Source organism: Serratia odorifera (assembly GCF_041448735.1).
GTDB classification, from domain to species: domain Bacteria; phylum Pseudomonadota; class Gammaproteobacteria; order Enterobacterales; family Enterobacteriaceae; genus Serratia_F; species Serratia_F odorifera.
The window spans coordinates 257,118-274,657 of sequence record NZ_JBGMUT010000002.1; the positions used below are offsets into that span (position 1 = coordinate 257,118).

General features: G+C 58.1%; 14 protein-coding genes. 6 read left to right on the forward strand and 8 right to left on the reverse strand.

From position 1 onward, the window contains the following. Positions 1–152: 152 nt before the first annotated feature. Complete coding sequence (mtr, locus tag ACCC84_RS07350; protein ID WP_004960765.1) at positions 153–1,388, reverse strand: tryptophan permease; 1,236 nt, start codon at positions 1,386–1,388, stop codon at positions 153–155. A gap of 274 nt (positions 1,389–1,662) precedes the next feature. Between mtr and ACCC84_RS07355 the strand changes: the two genes are divergently transcribed. Further along, positions 1,663–1,917: a YkgJ family cysteine cluster protein gene (locus ACCC84_RS07355; RefSeq protein WP_371901688.1), complete on the forward strand. Its 255-nt coding sequence runs from the start codon at positions 1,663–1,665 to the stop codon at positions 1,915–1,917. Positions 1,918–1,921: 4 nt separating this feature from the next. Here ACCC84_RS07355 and ACCC84_RS07360 read toward each other — a convergent pair whose 3' ends face one another. The 4 genes from ACCC84_RS07360 to ACCC84_RS07375 form a co-directional block, all read right to left on the reverse strand. Then, on the reverse strand, positions 1,922–3,100 hold the full coding sequence (locus ACCC84_RS07360) for a sugar efflux transporter (RefSeq protein WP_198773440.1): 1,179 nt from the start codon (positions 3,098–3,100) through the stop codon (positions 1,922–1,924). 186 nt (positions 3,101–3,286) lie between these two features. Then, positions 3,287–5,767 (reverse strand): trimethylamine-N-oxide reductase TorA, encoded by a 2,481-nt coding sequence (torA, locus tag ACCC84_RS07365; RefSeq protein ID WP_198773439.1) that lies wholly within the window; start codon positions 5,765–5,767, stop codon positions 3,287–3,289. 13 nt (positions 5,768–5,780) lie between these two features. Continuing rightward, positions 5,781–6,941 (reverse strand): NapC/NirT family cytochrome c, encoded by a 1,161-nt coding sequence (locus ACCC84_RS07370; RefSeq protein ID WP_004960781.1) that lies wholly within the window; start codon positions 6,939–6,941, stop codon positions 5,781–5,783. Positions 6,942–7,215: 274 nt separating this feature from the next. Continuing rightward, positions 7,216–7,638, reverse strand: a complete 423-nt coding sequence (locus ACCC84_RS07375; protein WP_273869518.1) for a nucleotide triphosphate diphosphatase NUDT15 — start codon at positions 7,636–7,638, stop codon at positions 7,216–7,218. A gap of 247 nt (positions 7,639–7,885) precedes the next feature. Between ACCC84_RS07375 and fruB the strand changes: the two genes are divergently transcribed. From fruB to fruA, 3 genes are read left to right on the forward strand one after another with little or no spacing between them, the layout of a single operon-like run. Beyond that, positions 7,886–9,019 carry a fused PTS fructose transporter subunit IIA/HPr protein gene (gene fruB, locus ACCC84_RS07380; protein ID WP_371901689.1) on the forward strand — a complete coding sequence of 378 codons (1,134 nt, stop codon included), beginning with the start codon at positions 7,886–7,888 and terminating at the stop codon, positions 9,017–9,019. Further along, a complete protein-coding gene (gene fruK, locus ACCC84_RS07385) occupies positions 9,016–9,957 on the forward strand; it encodes a 1-phosphofructokinase (RefSeq protein WP_004960790.1) in 942 nt (313 codons plus the stop codon). The genes fruB and fruK overlap by 4 nt, the downstream gene beginning before the upstream one ends. A gap of 11 nt (positions 9,958–9,968) precedes the next feature. Continuing rightward, positions 9,969–11,660 carry a PTS fructose transporter subunit IIBC gene (gene fruA / locus ACCC84_RS07390; protein ID WP_371901690.1) on the forward strand — a complete coding sequence of 564 codons (1,692 nt, stop codon included), beginning with the start codon at positions 9,969–9,971 and terminating at the stop codon, positions 11,658–11,660. 89 nt (positions 11,661–11,749) lie between these two features. On the opposite strand, the gene nfo is transcribed toward fruA, so the two are convergent. Then, positions 11,750–12,589, reverse strand: coding sequence for a deoxyribonuclease IV (gene nfo / locus ACCC84_RS07395; protein WP_039991900.1), 840 nt, complete (start codon positions 12,587–12,589; stop codon positions 11,750–11,752). A 100-nt stretch (positions 12,590–12,689) separates the two neighbouring features. After that, a complete protein-coding gene (locus ACCC84_RS07400; protein WP_004960798.1) occupies positions 12,690–13,766 on the reverse strand; it encodes a YeiH family putative sulfate export transporter in 1,077 nt (358 codons plus the stop codon). Between the two features lie 253 nt (positions 13,767–14,019). Between ACCC84_RS07400 and yieE the strand changes: the two genes are divergently transcribed. Together yieE and ACCC84_RS07410 are read left to right on the forward strand one after the other, a co-directional pair. Continuing rightward, positions 14,020–14,898 carry a DNA-binding transcriptional regulator YeiE gene (gene yieE / locus ACCC84_RS07405; protein WP_039991901.1) on the forward strand — a complete coding sequence of 293 codons (879 nt, stop codon included), beginning with the start codon at positions 14,020–14,022 and terminating at the stop codon, positions 14,896–14,898. Positions 14,899–15,065: 167 nt separating this feature from the next. Next, the gene (locus ACCC84_RS07410; protein WP_004960802.1) at positions 15,066–16,544 is read left to right on the forward strand and encodes an amino acid permease; all 1,479 of its coding nucleotides are present in this window, start codon (positions 15,066–15,068) and stop codon (positions 16,542–16,544) included. 38 nt (positions 16,545–16,582) lie between these two features. Here ACCC84_RS07410 and ACCC84_RS07415 read toward each other — a convergent pair whose 3' ends face one another. Beyond that, complete coding sequence (locus tag ACCC84_RS07415) at positions 16,583–17,530, reverse strand: GGDEF domain-containing protein (protein ID WP_371901691.1); 948 nt, start codon at positions 17,528–17,530, stop codon at positions 16,583–16,585. Between the last annotated feature and the right edge of the window lie 10 nt (positions 17,531–17,540).

Consider the following 17,540-nt stretch of genomic DNA (forward strand, 5'->3'; position numbering starts at 1 on the left):
TAACCTGTCAGTAAGGATCCGGGGGAAGTTGCGACAAATTACTCGCGCCGGATGATTCAGGCAAGCGCAACGGGTGAAAACATGGCGCAAATCAGCTTTCGGGGCAGCAGGTGGGGGCAGAGCGCATGGCTCCGCCCCTCTGATAGGCAGGGTTAGCTAAACACCGGCAGCAGACCGAACAGCGCCAGCAGGTGTGCGACGGCGTTGATCAGGCCAAACAGGATGATGAACAGCACCATTCCCTGACCGCCGGGAGCCTGGTAACGGGCATTGGCAAAGCGGCGACGGCTGGCGCGCGCCATTAATGCCGGCACGATAACCGCCCAGATGGTGGCCGCCAGACCGGCAAAACCGATGGCGTACAGAAAACCGTTCGGCAACAGCAACGCGGCCAGGGTAGGCGGCGCGAAGGTAACCAGTGCGGTTTTGCTGCGGCCGGTGGCGTCATCGCTGAATTTGAAAAAATCGGCGATATAGTCGAACAGTCCAAGCGACACGCCAAGAAACGAGCTGGCCAGGGCCATATAAGAGAAGCCGTTGAGCAGTTGGCTGACGGTCTGGCTGCTGGAGACGTTACCCATCTGTTTGAGCAGGCTGCCGATATTGCCGCCTTCGGCGATCACCTGTTTAAAAGCGTCACGCGCAATGTTGCCCTGAATCACATACTGCCACAGGATGTAAATCGCCAGCGCCAGCAGCGTGCCGTACACCAGGCTGCGTACCACCGCGCCGCTGTCCTTTTGGTAGTATTTCACCAATCCCGGCACGTTGCCGTGGTAGCCGAACGAGGTCAGCAGATAGGGCAGCGCGGCCAGCGCATAAGGCAGATAATGCGCGTCGCTGTCGCGTTGGTTGAACAGTATCGCCGGTTGCACATGGCTGAACATATCGCCGACCGACATCACGAAGGTAATGACCATACCGCCGATCAAAATGGTGCTCAGGCGATCCACCGCGCGGGTTGACAACCAGACGATAAACGCCACCACTGCGGCAAACAGCAGGCCGGCGCTGGTCTGACCGATGCTACCGAGCGTATGGGCGATGATCGAGCCGCCGGCAGAAATATAGGCATAGGTGAGAATATACAGTACGAAGGCGATGGAAATGCCGTTGATGGCGTTCCAGCCTTTGCCAAGCAAGTCTTTGACTACGGTATGGAAACTGGCGCCCGCCGGATAATGTAGCGTGGCTTCCAGGATCATCAGGCCGGAGATCAACATGCAGGCCCAGGTATACACCAGCAACGCGATCGAGCCGTTAAACCACACGCCAGAAGTGACAATGGGGATCGAAAACATGCCGGCACCGACGGCGGTACCGGCAATGATCATCGCGCCACCGATAACCGATGGGCGAGAAAGCTTCTGGATGGTGTCCGTGGACATGCGGGCTCCTGAATGACCGATGCGGTCGTGAGTTCTTTTGTACTAGCTTAATGGTACGTGCTGGGCTGGTGCATGTAAAGCGCTTATTATGCGTAAACGGTGCGTCAAACGAGCTGGCGGTGCCGTTTTTTAGCGAGGCAGGGGGAGGGGGCGTGGCAAAGGCTGATGGCCGACGGACTGGTGGCTGGCATAGTGGTACGATTATGCTGGCGGTGTCGGTACGCGACTGCTATTGTCGCGCTTCAATTCCGCCAGCCCACCAGGAGACTCGCTGATGGACTGCCGTCCCGACTGCGGCGCATGCTGCATCGTGCCTTCAATATCCAGCCCTATCCCCGGCATGCCGAACGGCAAACCGGCCAATACTCGCTGCATTCATCTTGATGAACAGCTGCGCTGCGGCCTGTTCCATTCACCGTTGCGGCCAAAGGTCTGCGGCAGCCTGCAGGCCAGCCGCGAAATGTGCCATGACCGCCGCGAAGAGGCGCTGATCTATCTGGCCAGGCTGGAAGCGGACACCGCGCCGTAAGCCGTCAGGCGTCCTGTAATTTCCACAGGCACAGCGCTGCAGCAATCACCATGGCCACCGCCGAATAAAACACGGCGTGGTAATTCCAGATTTCCGCCACCGAACCGGCGATTGAACCGGCGATGATCCAGCCTACGCGGGTGGTATTGGTGAACAGCGTGGTGGCCGCGCCGGCCTGACCGGGCATCAGATCCTGAAAATACAGCATGCCAATCCCCGCCAGCACGCCGATAAATACCGCGTTGAGCAATTGCAGCGCGATCAGTTGCCAACTGCCGCTAATAAACAGCAGTGCGACATAGAACAGCAACCCGCCGATCACCGCACCGCGCATCAGGGCGCGTTTGCCAACGCGTTTTGCCACCATGCCGGCCAGCAGCATGATGGGGATTTCCAGGCCGGCGGCGGTGCCCATCAGGATACCGGCCAGCTTCTCTGATAGCTGCAATTCATGCACTACATACAGCGGCATATTGATCAGGTACATGCCGTTGGCGGTCCACATGCAGGTACAGGCAATAAACAGCAGCAGCGTATCGCGACGGTTCTGGCGCGGCGCCTCCAGCAGCGTGCCGGGCGTCGGCGTGCTTTTGCGCATTGACGGCAGCAGCTTCCAAACCAACGCGCCGCAGACGATAAACGCAGCGGCGGCGGCCAGATACATGACTTTAAAACCAAAACCCAACGCCAGCGCAAAGGCAACCGGCGGGCCAATCACCCACGCCAGCGAAACCTGCGCACGCAGAATCGAGCTGAACATCACCGCTTCCCGACCGGTGCGCTCGGCATGTTCGCGCGCCAGGGCAAACATTTGCGGATTGGCGGTAGAGCCAAAGCTGCTCAAAACGACCCCGACCAGCAACAGCACAAAATAGTTACGGTTCCAGGCGAACAGCACGCAGCCCAGAGCGCCAAGCATACAGCAGAGGAAAATCAGCGATTTGCGGTCGCCTTTTTGATCCGAACGGCGCGCCAGATACTGGCTGACCAAAATGCCTATCACCGCACTGCCGGTGAAGAACAGCCCGATCATGGTTGGCCGCACCTTGACTTCGGTCGACAAAAACAGGCTCAGCGTCGGCGTTTGCAGCGCCCCGGCAATCCCGGTAAGAAAAGCCACGACAAGAAAAGCCAACGAGGTGAGGTCGGGCAAGCGCCGCGTTAGCGCAGGAGTAGTTTGCATAAGTGCTTAATAAATGGCTGGAAGGAAAGTCGCGCGTATAATACGCCTGTTTAAAAAAAACAAAAACCAGTTTCATTGTCGCCAGGGGCAAAACGCACGCTGACATAAAAAAACAGGGCGATGCTTGCCATCGCCCTGCCATTGATGTTGCCTGAGCCTATCGTGCAGGCCCGTCGCGGGGGGACGCTACGCGCCGGCCGGCACGTCGTGTGCGGTATTTTTCAATACCTGTCCCTGATACTTTTCGATTTCCAGCTGCGCCATCTGCCCGCAGTTGCCTTGCGCCAGGCTGGAGGTGCCGACGTCGAAGGTCAGACAGTTGACGTTGCCGTTCTTGCAAATCGAGCCCGGCTGTGAGGGATCGGCCGGATCGAACCATGCCCCTTCGCTGATGCGTACCGCACCGGGGCGCACATCCTCACTGATCAACGCGCCGACCAGAATCTGGCCGCGATCGTTGAATGCACGCACCAGATCGCCATTGGTAATGCCGCGCGACTGGGCATCCTGCGGGTTGATCATGATCGCCTCGCGATCGGCCACCGCGTACTTTTTGCGTAACGGGGTATTGTCCAACTGCGAATGCAGGCGGTTGATCGGATGCGCGGTATTGAGTGACAGCGGATATTTCGCCGCTTCCGGTCCGCGATACCATTCATGCGGCGGCATCCAGGTTGGGATCCCTTTGCAATCCTGATAATCCATCTTGGCGATGGCATCGGAATAGATCTCGATTTTCCCCGAGGGGGTGCCGAGCGGATTGAGCAGCGGATTTTCGCGGTAATCGGCGAAGCGCACCCATTGCTGATTGGCTTCCGGCACCGGGAATCGCACGTAGTTATTGGACTGCCAGAACATATCGAACGGCGGCAGAGCCACGCGGGCGTTGCGCGCCTGCTGTTTCATATCGTCGTACATGCCCTTCAGCCATTGGGTTTCGTCTTTGCCTTCGGTGAAGGCATCTTGCACGCCGAGCTTGGCGGCCATGGCGGCAAAAATATCAAAGTCGTTACGCGCTTCATGCTGTGGTGCCACGCATTGATGCATCGGGAAGACATACAGCTGCGAATAATCGCCGCCCATCTCCAGATCATTGCGTTCATAGCTGGTGGTTGCCGGCAGCACGATGTCGGCATATTTGGCGGTAGCGGTCCAATAAGGTTCGTTGACCACGATGGTTTCCGGCCGCTGCCAGGCTTTGATCAGATTATTGGTGTCCTGATGCTGGTGGAAGGTATTGCCACCCGCCACGTACACCATTTTTACCTCGGGGTAGGTGACGTCGGCTCCGTTGAAATGAATGGTTTTGCCAGGGTTGGCAAGGCATTCGGCGATGCGCGCCACCGGGATTGGCGACGGCGAGTTCTTCGGCGCGTTGCCGGCGGAAATACCGGCGATAATGCCGCCTTTCGCCGTCGGACTGCCGCCGGATGAGTAGTGGTAACTAAAGCCGAAACCGCCGCCGGGCAGACCAACCTGGCCGAGCATTGCTGCCACCGTGACCAGCAGCCAGTGTTGCTGTTCGCCGTGATGCTGGCGCTGAATGCCCCAGCCGCCCATGATCATGGTACGGTTCTTGGCCATATCGCGCGCCAGTTGCCGCAGTACCTCGGCGTCGACGCCGCTGATGTCGGCTGCCCATTCGGCAGTTTTTGGCGTGCCGTCTTCCTCCCCCAGCAGGTAGGCGGCAAAACGGTCAAAGCCGACGGTGTAGGTTTTCAGGAAGTCCGGATTATGCAGTTTTTCGCTCAACAGCGTATGGGCGATGCCGATCAGCATCGCGCTGTCGGTGTACGGGCGCGGCGCAATCCACTGCGCATTGACGAATTTGGCGCTGTCGTTATGCACCGGATCAATGCTGATCACCCGGGTACCTTTTTTCTTCAGCGCTTCAAACCCGGTTTGGCCATAGTGATCCGGTACGTTCCAGCTATTTCTCAACGTGACCATCGGATTACAGCCCCAGAGGATCACCAGTTGGCTGTTTTCAATTACGTTTGGCCAGGCGGTTTGCTGTTCATAAACCTCCATCGAACCGACCACGTGCGACATGATCACCTGCGCAGCACCGGTTGAATAATCCCCGGCGTAGCCGAGAAAACCGCCGGTCAGATTCATCAAACGTTGCAACAGCGTGCGGCTGTTGTGCAGCATACCGACGCTCTTCCAACCGTAGGAACCGGCATAGATCGACTGTGGACCATGCTGTTGCTGCAAACGGGCGATTTCGTTGCTCACTAACGTGATGGCCTTGTCCCAGCTGACGCGCACCCATTCATCGTGGCCGCGCAGTTCGGGGCGGCTACCGGGGCCGCCCTCCAGCCAGCTTTTGCGCACCATCGGATATTTGATGCGGTTTTCGGCGTGCACCTGGTACGGCGCCATAGTGATCAGATCGTTCGGGTATGGATCGTCCTTGACCGGCTGTACGCCGATCATTTTTCCGTCCTGCACGATGGCTTCAAATGCGCCCCAGTGAGCGCCGGTCAGAATGCCTTTTTGCGCCTGACGCAGTACCACAAACTGCGGTAGCGCCTGGCTGATGGCTTGCGCCAGCGCGTTTTTTGGCCACAGCCCCGCCAGCAACGGTGCGGCGGCCAGCGCGGTGGCGCCGGTCAGAAAGCGGCGACGACTCATTTTTAATGGTTGTTGTGAATACGATTTCATCTGCGCTTCTCCCTTAAAGCTTGGCCGAGGTGGCCGGCGGCATATCGCTGGCGTGTTTCTGCACGTATTGCGTCAATACACGCAGCTGTTCCTGCGTCAGTGAGGTACGTGGAGCCATGCCCTTGATTACGCCGATCCATTGGTTGGCGTTGAAGCGATCGAGCGCGGTCAGACCATGGCAACCGGTACAGTTGGCCGACATCATGTCTGCGCTGTAGCGCCAGATTTTTTGTTGATCGTCAATCAGCTGCTTACGCGGCAACCACACCTGCAGAGAAACCTGGTGCCATACCAGCCCGGTTTCTGCGTCGGTCATGGTGTTGGCAGATTTCAGCTGTTTGCGCGCGTCTTCACCCAGCAATACGCTGAGGATGCGCTTGCCCTGTGCGGCATAGAATACTTCGCTGACGCCGTCCTGTTGCCAACCGGCCACTTCGGCCAGCACCTTGTCACCGTCCTGTTTCACCACCCGCACTTCGGTTGAAGGCATCAGGTTGCCGGCGTTGTGTTCATCGTTTGGTTGCAAGAAGAACGGTTCGGTCGCAATGGTGTACAGCGTGGTGGCCGTCGGTGAGGTTTCAGCCGCCGCCTTCGCCAGTTCGGCGGCGCCAGCCTGCGCTGCGCCGCTCATGTCCGGCAGAATGTGCGCAACCCCCTTATGGCAGTCGATGCAGGTTTCACCCTGTTTGATCGCCACCGGGTGCTGCACGCGCGCTTCAGCGCTTTGCGCGGTGATGTCCATGGCGTCAAAGCTGTGGCATGAACGACAGGTGGCGGAATCATTCTCTTTTAGCGTTTTCCACACCGACTGGGCCATTGCCAGTTTGTGCGCTTCGTATTTTTCCGGCGTGCTGATGGTGCCGGCCATTTCGCCGTAAATGTCTTTCACCGCGCGAATTTTGGTCCACAGATACTCCAGCGGTTCGTGCGGCACGTGACAGTCGGCGCATTCAGCGCGGATGCCTTTGGTATTCTGGAAGTGAACGCTGCCCTGATATTCGGCGAGAGGTTGCTGCATGGTATGACAGGAAACGCAAAAAGCGGTATCGCTGGTTTTATGAAATACGGTGGCGGTGCCGGCCAATAGCGCTGCGCCAAGAACGATGCCAATGAGTAACAGCCACAACCATCCCCACCGGCGTCGCTTTTCCAAGCCAGTTGTTTTTTTGCTCATATTGAACCCACTTATAATTATGAAATCCCGAAGATGCCTTGCCAAAAAGCTCGATGGGTATTAACCCCTTATACCCATGCAATTATAGAGCCTATTTATTTGTGTGACTAACACATTGGGGGTAATTGTAGGTAATAATTCGACGTTTGCTGAAAAATAAAGCGCTATGTTTTATTTTATATAACGAAAGGCGGCAGGATTAGGCATTTGTCTGGCGAGGGAATTGGCAGGGGAAACCCGCGCGGTGGATGGCAACGCCGCGCTGGGTATGACATTAACGCGCCGGGCGGTAGTATTGCCCACGTTGCCACAGGGTAACGGCCATTTTACTGGCTTCGAAATGCGGTTCGGGCAGGGCGTCTGGCGAACACCAACGCCATTGCGCGCATTTTTCCGGTTCGAGGCGCTGTGGCTCACCGCCAGCGTGTTGTGCCAGCATGCAGATGGATACCGTGTGTTTACCTTCTTCACGCCAGGTTTGCAGGTTATTGCAAACGCCGATAAATCGCGGCAACGCGATATGCAAGCCGGTTTCCTCCAGCACCTCTCGTTGAGCGCACTGTTCAAAACTCTCCCCGACGTCCAGATGCCCACCGGGAATCGACCAGTAAGGGGCATGCTTGCCGCAGCGTTTGCCCAACAGAATATCTCCCTGCGCGTTAACGATGATCACGCCTATGCCGGTCATGACGCTCATGCTTTTCTCCTTCAGCAAATTTCAGCAGATTATGCCACTTCCGACGCGTAGCGGGGGAGTGCTGGGGAAAAATGTGCGTAAGCTCAAAAATCTGCTACGTCCTGATGGAGAAAACTTGCTTTCGGCATGGGCTGATTACACACTCCTTGAAACGTTTCAGCGTTATCGGACTGACTGGGTTGGTTTGGATAACGCTCCTTTTTCTCAATGAAGCTGAAACGATTCAATTCAGCAGGAGAGGAGAGCCATGTTCCAGTTGTCACAGCAAGACATTCACCTGGGCGCTGCCGCAGGCAGCAAGCAGGACGCCATCCAGCAGGTGGCGGCCGCCCTTACCGAGGCTGGCTGCGTCGGCGCCGGCTATGTGGACGGTATGTTGCAGCGCGAGCTGCAGACCTCCACCTATCTTGGCAATGGCATTGCCATTCCCCACGGCACCACCGATACCCGTGATTTGGTGTTGAACACCGGCGTACAGGTGTTTCAGTTTCCGCAAGGCATCGAATGGGGCGAAGGCCAGACCGCCTATGTGGTGATCGGCATTGCCGCGCGTTCAGATGAACACCTGGCGCTGCTGCGCCAGCTGACGCACGTGCTGAGTGATGACAGCGTGGCGGAGCAACTGGCGAAGACCACTTCAGCGGACGAACTGCGCAGCCTGCTGATGGGTGAAAAACAGGCGACCGAATTCCAGTTTGACGCGTCGCTGATTGCGCTCGATGTGGCCGCCGACAGTCTGATGACGTTACAGGCGCTGAACGCCGGTCGTCTGCAAAAGATTGGTGCGGTTAGCGCCGAGTTCGTCAGCGACGTCATTACCCGCAAGCCGCTGAACCTGGGCCAGGGCATCTGGCTGAGCGACAGTACCGAAGGCAATCTGGGCAGCGCTGCCACCGTTAGCCGTCCGGCACAGGCGTTCGACGAAGAGGGTGAAAAAGTGGCATTGCTGCTGACCGTCGCCGTGGCCGATCGACAGCCGCTGACGGTGCTGAACTATCTGGGCGATCTGCTGCTGGCGCAAAAAGCTGAACGTCTGCTGAACGCTGACGCTGCCGGGGTGCTGGCATTGCTGACCAGTGAGGTAGCGGAGGAAAGCAGCGTACTGACCGCTGAATACATCATTCGCAACGAACACGGCCTGCATGCGCGGCCGGGAACGGCGCTGGTCAACGTGATCAAACAGTTCAGTAGCGAGATCACCGTGACCAATCTGGACGGCAGCGGTAAGCCGGCCAACGGGCGCAGCCTGATGAAAGTGGTCGCGCTGGGGGTGAAGAAAGGTCATCGTCTGCGCTTTACCGCCAGCGGTGAGGATGCCGAAGTCGCGCTGAAAACCATCGGCGAGGCAATCAACGAAGGACTGGGCGAGGGCGCAGCATGAGCAGAAGAGTCGCAACCATCACCCTGAACCCGGCTTACGATCTGGTGGGTTTTTGCCCCGAGATCGAACGTGGCGAAGTGAATCTGGTTAAAACCGCCGGCCTGCACGCCGCCGGTAAAGGCATTAACGTTGCCAAAGTCTTGAAAGATCTTGGCATTGACGTCACCGTCGGTGGTTTTCTGGGCAAAGATAATCAGGACGGCTTCCAATTGCTGTTCAGCGATCTGGGCATTGCCAATCGCTTTCAGGTGGTGCCGGGCCGTACGCGCATCAACGTCAAACTGACGGAAAAAGACGGTGAAGTGACCGATTTCAATTTCTCGGGCTTTGAGGTAACACCACAGGATTGGGAGCGTTTTGTCAGTGATTCACTGAGCTGGCTCGGCCAGTTCGACATGGTGGCGGTCAGCGGCAGCCTGCCGGCTGGCGTCGCGCCGGAAGCCTTTACTGACTGGATGACCCGTTTGCGCGCCCAGTGCCCGTGCATCATTTTCGACAGCAGCCGCGAAGCGCTGGTGGCCGGTTTGAAGGCCGCGCCGTGGTTGGTCAAGCCAAACCGCCGTGAATTGGAAATCTGGGCCGGTCGCCGACTGCCAACGCTGGCGGATGTGGTGGAAGCCGCCCATGCGCTGCGCGATCAGGGCATTGCCCACGTGGTGATTTCATTGGGTGCCGAAGGTGCGCTGTGGGTGAATGCATCGGGTGCCTGGATTGCCAAACCGCCGGCATGCGAAGTGGTCAGCACGGTTGGCGCTGGCGATTCGATGGTCGGCGGCCTGATCTATGGTCTGTTGATGCGTGAATCCAGCGAACATACGCTGCGTTTGGCCACCGCCGTTGCCGCCCTGGCCGTCAGCCAGAGCAACGTTGGCGTGACCGACCGTCCCCAGTTGGCCGCGATGATGGCGCGCGTCGATTTAACACCTTTTAATCAATAGCAGGAGGCAGAATGAAAACGCTGCTGATGATAGACAGTTCGCTGGGGCAGGCCCGTGGCCACCTGGCGCAACGCATGCTGAGTGCGGCTGCGGCCAAACAGGGGCTGCAACTGGTTGATTCTCTGGCTGATGCCGATCTGGTGGTGGTGGCCGGGCAGTCTGTGCCCGCAGACGCCGCCCTGAACGGTAAAGCGCTTTACCTCGGTGATGTCGAGCAGGCGGTGCGCGAACCGCAGGCCTTCCTGGCTGCGGCCAAGGCGCACGCTCAGCCGTATCAGGCACCTGCGGTCGCCGCCGTGCCGGCGAAAGCCGCCGGGCAAAAACGCGTTGTGGCGATCACTGCGTGTCCGACCGGCGTGGCGCATACCTTTATGGCTGCTGAAGCGATTGAAAGTGAAGCGAAAAAACGTGGCTGGTGGGTGAAGGTAGAAACGCGCGGCTCGGTAGGCGCTGGCAATGCCATTACGCCGGAAGAAGTGGCCGCGGCGGATTTGGTGATTGTTGCCGCCGACATTGAAGTCGATCTGGACAAGTTTGCCGGTAAACCGATGTATCGTACCTCTACCGGTCTGGCGCTGAAGAAAACCGCGCAGGAGCTGGACAAGGCGCTGGCGGAAGCCGAAGTCTACCAGCCGCAGAAAAGCGGCGCTGCCGCCTCCACCGGCGGCAAGAAAAAGGAAAGTGCCGGTCCATACCGTCACCTGTTGACCGGCGTGTCGTACATGCTGCCGATGGTGGTAGCCGGGGGCCTGTGCATCGCACTGTCGTTCGTGTTCGGTATCAAGGCCTTCGAAGAGAAGGGCACGCTGGCGGCAGCGTTGATGCAGATTGGCGGTGGTTCCGCTTTTGCCCTGATGGTGCCGGTATTGGCCGGTTACATCGCATTTTCCATCGCTGACCGTCCGGGCCTGACGCCGGGTCTGATCGGCGGGATGCTGGCGGTGAGCACCGGCGCCGGTTTCCTCGGCGGCATTATTGCCGGTTTCCTCGCGGGTTATGTCGCCAAGGCGATCAGCGGCAAGCTGCGCCTGCCACAGAGTATGGAAGCGCTGAAACCGATACTGATCATACCGTTGGTTGCCAGCCTGATCACCGGTCTGGTCATGATTTACGTGGTCGGCACGCCGGTCGCCAAAATCATGGAAGGCCTGACCCACTGGCTGCAATCGTTGGGAACCGCCAATGCGGTACTGCTGGGCGCGATCCTCGGTGCGATGATGTGTACCGATATGGGCGGCCCGGTGAACAAGGCGGCTTATGCCTTCGGCGTCGCGCTGCTGAGTTCTTCGGTGTATGCGCCAATGGCGGCGATCATGGCGGCCGGTATGGTGCCACCGCTGGCGATGGGGCTGGCTACGCTGCTGGCACGTCGCAAGTTCGAGAAGTCCGAGCAGGAAGGCGGCAAAGCGGCATTGGTACTGGGGTTGTGCTTTATTTCCGAAGGGGCGATCCCGTTCGCTGCACGTGACCCGATGCGCGTACTGCCGTGCTGCATCGCCGGCGGCGCACTGACCGGCGCGCTGTCAATGGCGTTCGGCGCCAAGCTGATGGCACCGCACGGTGGCCTGTTCGTACTGCTGATCCCGGGCGCAATTTCACCGGTGTTACTGTACCTGCTGGCGATCGTCGCCGGGACGTTGCTGGCCGGGGTATCTTACGCAGTGTTGAAGCGCCCTGAAGCGGCGGTGACCAGCGCGGCGTAATTCCCTGCCTCAATACGCACAAACCGGTCAGGCTATCCTGACCGGTTTGCGTTGTAATCTGCTGATGTTGCTGATGTTGCGGTGAGAGGTTATTGCTGCGCCTTCAGCCAGGCGATTTCTTCCGCCCAGATATCCGGGTTGACGGTTTCGAGGATCAGCGGAATATTGTCAAAACGCGCATCGCGCATGATGTAGCTGAACACCGTTTTACCGATATTACCTTCCCCCAGGCTGTGATGGCGGTCGACCCGACTGTCGAACTGGCTCTTGGCATCGTTCAGGTGCATGCCGCGCAGATAGTTAAAGCCGACGATATCGCCCAGAGCCTTGAACGTTTGCTCGCAGTTTTCTTCGGTACGCAGATCGTAACCTGCGGCGAAGGCATGGCAGGTATCAATGCACACGCCGACCCGGCTCTTGTCTTCCACCCCGTCGATGATCGCCGCCAGATGTTCAAATCTGAAGCCCAGATTGCTGCCCTGGCCGGCGGTGTTTTCAATCACTGCGGTTACGCCTTGGGTTTTATCCAGCGCGATGTTGATCGATTCAGCGATCAGCGCCAGACAGCGATCTTCGTCGATCTGCTTCAGATGGCTGCCAGGATGGAAGTTCAGCAACGTCAGCCCCAGCTGTTCGCAGCGCTGCATTTCATCGATAAACGCTTCGCGAGATTTTTCCAGCGCCTCTGCGACAGGGTGGCCGAGGTTAATCAGGTAACTGTCGTGCGGCAAGATCTGCCCCGGGCCGAACCCGTATTGCGCGCAGGCGCTCTTGAATTTATCTATCACGTCGGCAGGCAGCGGTGCCGCTTTCCATTGACGCTGATTTTTGGTGAACAGGGCGAATGCGGTCGCCTCCAGTTGGTGTGCGCGGATAACTGCTTGATCCACGCCGCCTGACGCGCTGACATGTGCACCGACAAACTTCATTTTCATTCTCCTGTATTATCGGCGCCATTATGGCATTGATAGCGGCGGATTTGGAAGGTGGGGAGGGAAACGGGCCCGCTTTCGGGCCCGTAGAGGGGGATTACAGCAGATGTTGTACCAGTTGGTTGATGGCAGCGCCGCCGACAATCAGCCAGACAAACAGCAGCGTGGCCAGCAGAATCGGCTTGACTCCAGCCTGTCGCACCGCGCTGATGTGGGTAGTCAGACCCAGTGCGGCCATCGCCATCGCCAGCATCCAGGTATCGGCGGTAATCAGGTGTTGCACTACCGGCGCCGGGATCAGATTGAATGAGTTTAACCCGGCAACGGCGATGAACAGCACGGCAAACCACGGAATGGTGATGGCGGATTTTTCACTTTTATCCGCCTGGCCGCCACGACTGATATAGCCGGAAAGCAGCAGCAGGAACGGTGCCAGCATCATCACGCGAATCATTTTTGCAATTACTGCCGCATTTTCCGCTGCAGGACCGATGGCATGACCGGCGGCCACTACCTGTGCCACCTCATGAATGGTGGAGCCGGTATAGATGCCAAAGGTTTCCTGGCTGAACGGCAGCCACTGGAATTGCTGGTTGAGATGGAACAGCCACGGATAGGCGAAAATCGCCAGGGTACCGAACACCACCACGGTGGAGACTGCCACTGCCACCTTACTCGAATCGGCTTTCAACACCGGCTCGGTCGCCATCACCGCCGCAGCACCGCAGATACTGCTGCCAGCGCCGATTAGCATCGCGGTCTGGCTATCGATGCCAAACACTTTTTTCCCCAGCCAGCAGGCGAGCCAAAAAGTGCTGGTGAGGGTCAAGGCATCAATAATGATGCCGGTGGTGCCGACGTCGGCAATTTGCTGAAAGGTCAGGCGAAAGCCGTAAAGGATGATCCCCAGGCGCAACAGCCGCTGTTTGGCCAACTGTACACCGCTGTGACAGCTGGGTTGCAGCCATGGGTAAAGCGTATTACCGATGACAATGCCCAACAGGATCGCCAGCGTCAGAGCGCCGAGTCCCAAGCCGGCAATCCACGGCACTTCGCCAGCCCAAATGGCGATGGCGGTCAGCGCGGCGGTCAGCGCCAGCCCGGGCACCAGGCGCGGCAGGCCGAACAGCGGGAAACGCCGTTCGGGGAACAGTGGGGTGGTATTGGTCGCCATACATAAGTCCTTGTGCTGTTTCTCTGCCAACAAGGATATAGCGCCGTGCTATAAAAGATAAATTGATTATATATTTATAACCAATCTAAATAAGTGGTATAACCGCCGTGGTGAGTCCACAATCGTTTTGGGCAAACGTGATAATCTTAATAACAGGTTCCAGTTAACAGGTTGGCTACCCGTGGGGCCGACATTCATTTCAGGTGTTCACGCGGCGCAAGATAACCCGCTCACCCTCATTATCGAGACGGCTATGCATATTACCTTACGTCAGTTGGAAGTGTTTACCGAAGTGCTGAAAAGCGGTTCGACCACTCAGGCCTCGGTGGTGTTGGCGCTGTCGCAATCGGCAGTCAGCGCGGCGTTGGCGGATCTGGAGGGGCAACTTGGCGTACAGTTATTCGATCGCGTTGGCAAGCGGCTGGTGATCAACGAACATGGCCGTTTACTGTATCCCAAAGCGCTGGCGCTGCTGGAACAGGCCGGAGAGATTGAACAGCTGTTTCGTCATGACGGCGGGGCGTTGCGCATCGCTGCCAGCAGCACCATCGGCAACTATCTGCTGCCGGCGATGATGGCGCACTATCGGCAGGATTTCCCCAATGTGCCGTTGGAGTTGAACGTCGGCAACAGCCAGGACGTGATTGGGGCGGTGGCGGATTTTCGCGTTGATCTGGGGCTGATCGAAGGGCCGTGTCATATGCCGGAACTGGTTACCCAGCCGTGGCAGGACGATGAGCTGGTGGTGTTTGCCGCCCCGGACAGCCCGTTGGCGCAGCGGCCGCTAAGCCTGGAGGCGCTGGCCAACGCCCCCTGGATCCTGCGTGAGCGCGGTTCTGGCACGCGTGAAGTACTGGATCACCTGTTACTGGCGCATCTGCCGCATTTTCAACTGGTGATGGAGCTTGGCAACTCGGAAGCGATCAAACACGCGGTGCGTCACGGCATTGGCATCAGCTGTCTGTCACGGCGGGTGATTGGCGAGCAGTTGGCGGCCGGCACGCTGGTGGAGTTGCAGGTACCGCTGCCGCCGCTAACGCGCACGCTGTATTTGATCCATCATCGGCAAAAACATATTTCCAACGCGCTTGCGCGTTTTCTCAGCTATTGCACCCTGCCAGCACAAGCATAAAAACCTGTGCTGCTTCACATTAATGAGACGAAGTCGGGCAAATCAGGTTGCTGCTAATAATTGCCTCTGAATTATGAAGCTATCTTATATCATTGCAATGTTGCTAGTGCGCCGGCGGGTATTTGTTACAATCCGCCCTCATTTTTTGAAGAGCAGATAGGGTAAGAATGGCTCAGCAGGATATAAAAACATCGGGGCAACCAGCACCCGGGCTACGCCGCGAGCTAAAAGCGCGGCATTTAACCATGATTGCCATTGGTGGTTCCATCGGTACCGGCCTGTTTGTCGCCTCGGGTGCAACGGTTTCTCAAGCCGGGCCGGGTGGGGCGCTGTTGTCCTACGCGTTGATTGGCCTGATGGTGTACTTCTTGATGACCAGTCTGGGCGAACTGGCGGCATTTATGCCGGTTTCCGGCTCATTTTCCACCTACGGCGCCAAATACGTTGAAGAAGGTTTCGGCTTCGCGCTGGGCTGGAACTATTGGTACAACTGGGCGGTTACCATCGCCGTTGATCTGGTCGCCTCGCAGTTGGTGATGAGTTACTGGTTCCCTGATACGCCCGGCTGGATCTGGAGTGCCTTGTTCCTGGGTCTGATGTTCCTGCTGAACTACATTTCGGTGAAAGGCTTCGGCGAAGCCGAATACTGGTTCTCGCTGATCAAGGTCACGACGGTCATCATCTTCATTGCCATTGGCGTATTGATGATTGTCGGCATCCTGAAGGGCGGCGAACATGCTGGCTGGCAAAACTGGACCATTGGCGACGCGCCGTTTGCCGGCGGCTTTTCGGCAATGATAGGCGTGGCGATGATCGTCGGCTTCTCGTTCCAGGGGACTGAACTGATCGGCATCGCCGCCGGCGAATCCGAGAACCCGGGCAAGAATATCCCGCGCGCGGTGCGTCAGGTGTTCTGGCGTATTCTGTTATTCTATATCTTCGCCATTCTGATCATCAGCCTGATCATTCCTTATACCGATCCGAGCCTGCTGCGTAACGACGTAAAAGACATCAGCGTCAGCCCGTTCACGCTGGTATTCCAGCATGCCGGCCTGCTGTCTGCGGCGGCGGTGATGAACGCGGTCATTCTGACGGCGGTGTTGTCGGCCGGCAACTCCGGCATGTATGCCTCGACCCGCATGCTGTTCACGCTGGCGTCGGAAGGCAAGGCACCGCGCATTTTCGCCAAACTGTCGAAGGGCGGCGTACCGCGTAATGCGCTGTATGCCACTACCGTGGTGGCGGGCCTGTGCTTCCTGAGTTCGATGTTCGGCAACCAGTCGGTGTATCTGTGGCTGCTGAATACCTCGGGCATGACCGGTTTCATCGCCTGGTTGGGGATTGCCATCAGCCACTATCGTTTCCGCCGCGGCTATATGCTGCAAGGGCGTGATCTGAGCGATTTACCGTACCGTTCCGGTTTCTTCCCGTTGGGGCCGATCTTCGCTTTCGTGCTGTGCCTGATCATTACCCTGGGCCAGAACTACCAGGCGTTCCTGGAAGATAAAATCGACTGGTATGGCGTGACTGCCACCTACATCGGTATTCCGCTGTTCCTGATTATCTGGTTCGGTTACAAGCTGACGCGCGGCACCCGCGTGGTGAAGTACAGCGAAATGGAATTCCCGAAGATGGACGTGAAATAACGCCCTGATCCGATCAAACGCGGCGCTGCGGTGCCGCGTTATTTCCCTCCCCGTTTTGCCTCTGCCAGCACCTGCTGGGCCGCCGTTAACAGACCGTCCACCGTTTGATCATGCCGTGGCCGTAAAATCAGGATGCCGGTAGTTAGGCTCAGACTGACGCTGCCGAACGCGCCGAAGTCAAAAGGCGCAGCCAATGGCGGGGTAATGCGCGCCAGCAGCTCGTTTTCCGCGCCGTACGGCAGGTCATGCAGCAGAATCAGAAACTGTCCACCAAGATAGTGACAAAGATGATCGCTCGGGCGGATCAGCGTCTTCAGGCGTTCGCCGAGCGTGCGCAGCACGTCATCACCGATTTGCACGCCGTGACTCTGATACAGCGCCGACAAAGGGCCGAATTCGAGAATGAACATATGCGATAGGGAATGCGCGATTGGCGAAGGCTGACATACCTCGGCCAGTATCGCTTCGACACCGGTGCGATTGAGCAGGCCGGTCAGCGGATCCCGATGCGCCGCCCGTTGCTGCTCGGCAGCCAGCTTCACACTCTGCGCCAGCTGGCGGTGATGACGGCGGATAAGCCCGTGTGCCAACCATAACCACAACGGCAGAATATCCGCCAGCAGATAAAGGTTCTGCACGCCGGAAAACGGCGTCGCCAGCAGGTAGGGCGTGGTCAGCAGGGTGATTTCCAGCATGGCGAAGCGTGGCGCGGCGGCGTGGTACTGTATCAGCCAGAAGGCCAGCCCGCACAGCAGTAAACCGGCGCCAGACATCAATACATAGCGACCGGAAAGTACCGCCAGCACCGCCAGCGTTGACAGCAACACTGCGCCGACGACATACAGCCACAACGCATTGACGGACACGGGTAATGCCTGGCGCATCTGGCTCTGGAACCGGCAGTCATCGGCGTGTAACGGGCTGTGCAGCAACCAGCGCAGCAGTAACGGGCGTTTAGCCGCGTTGGCGGTGGGTAACGTTCTCATAAAGCCTCTT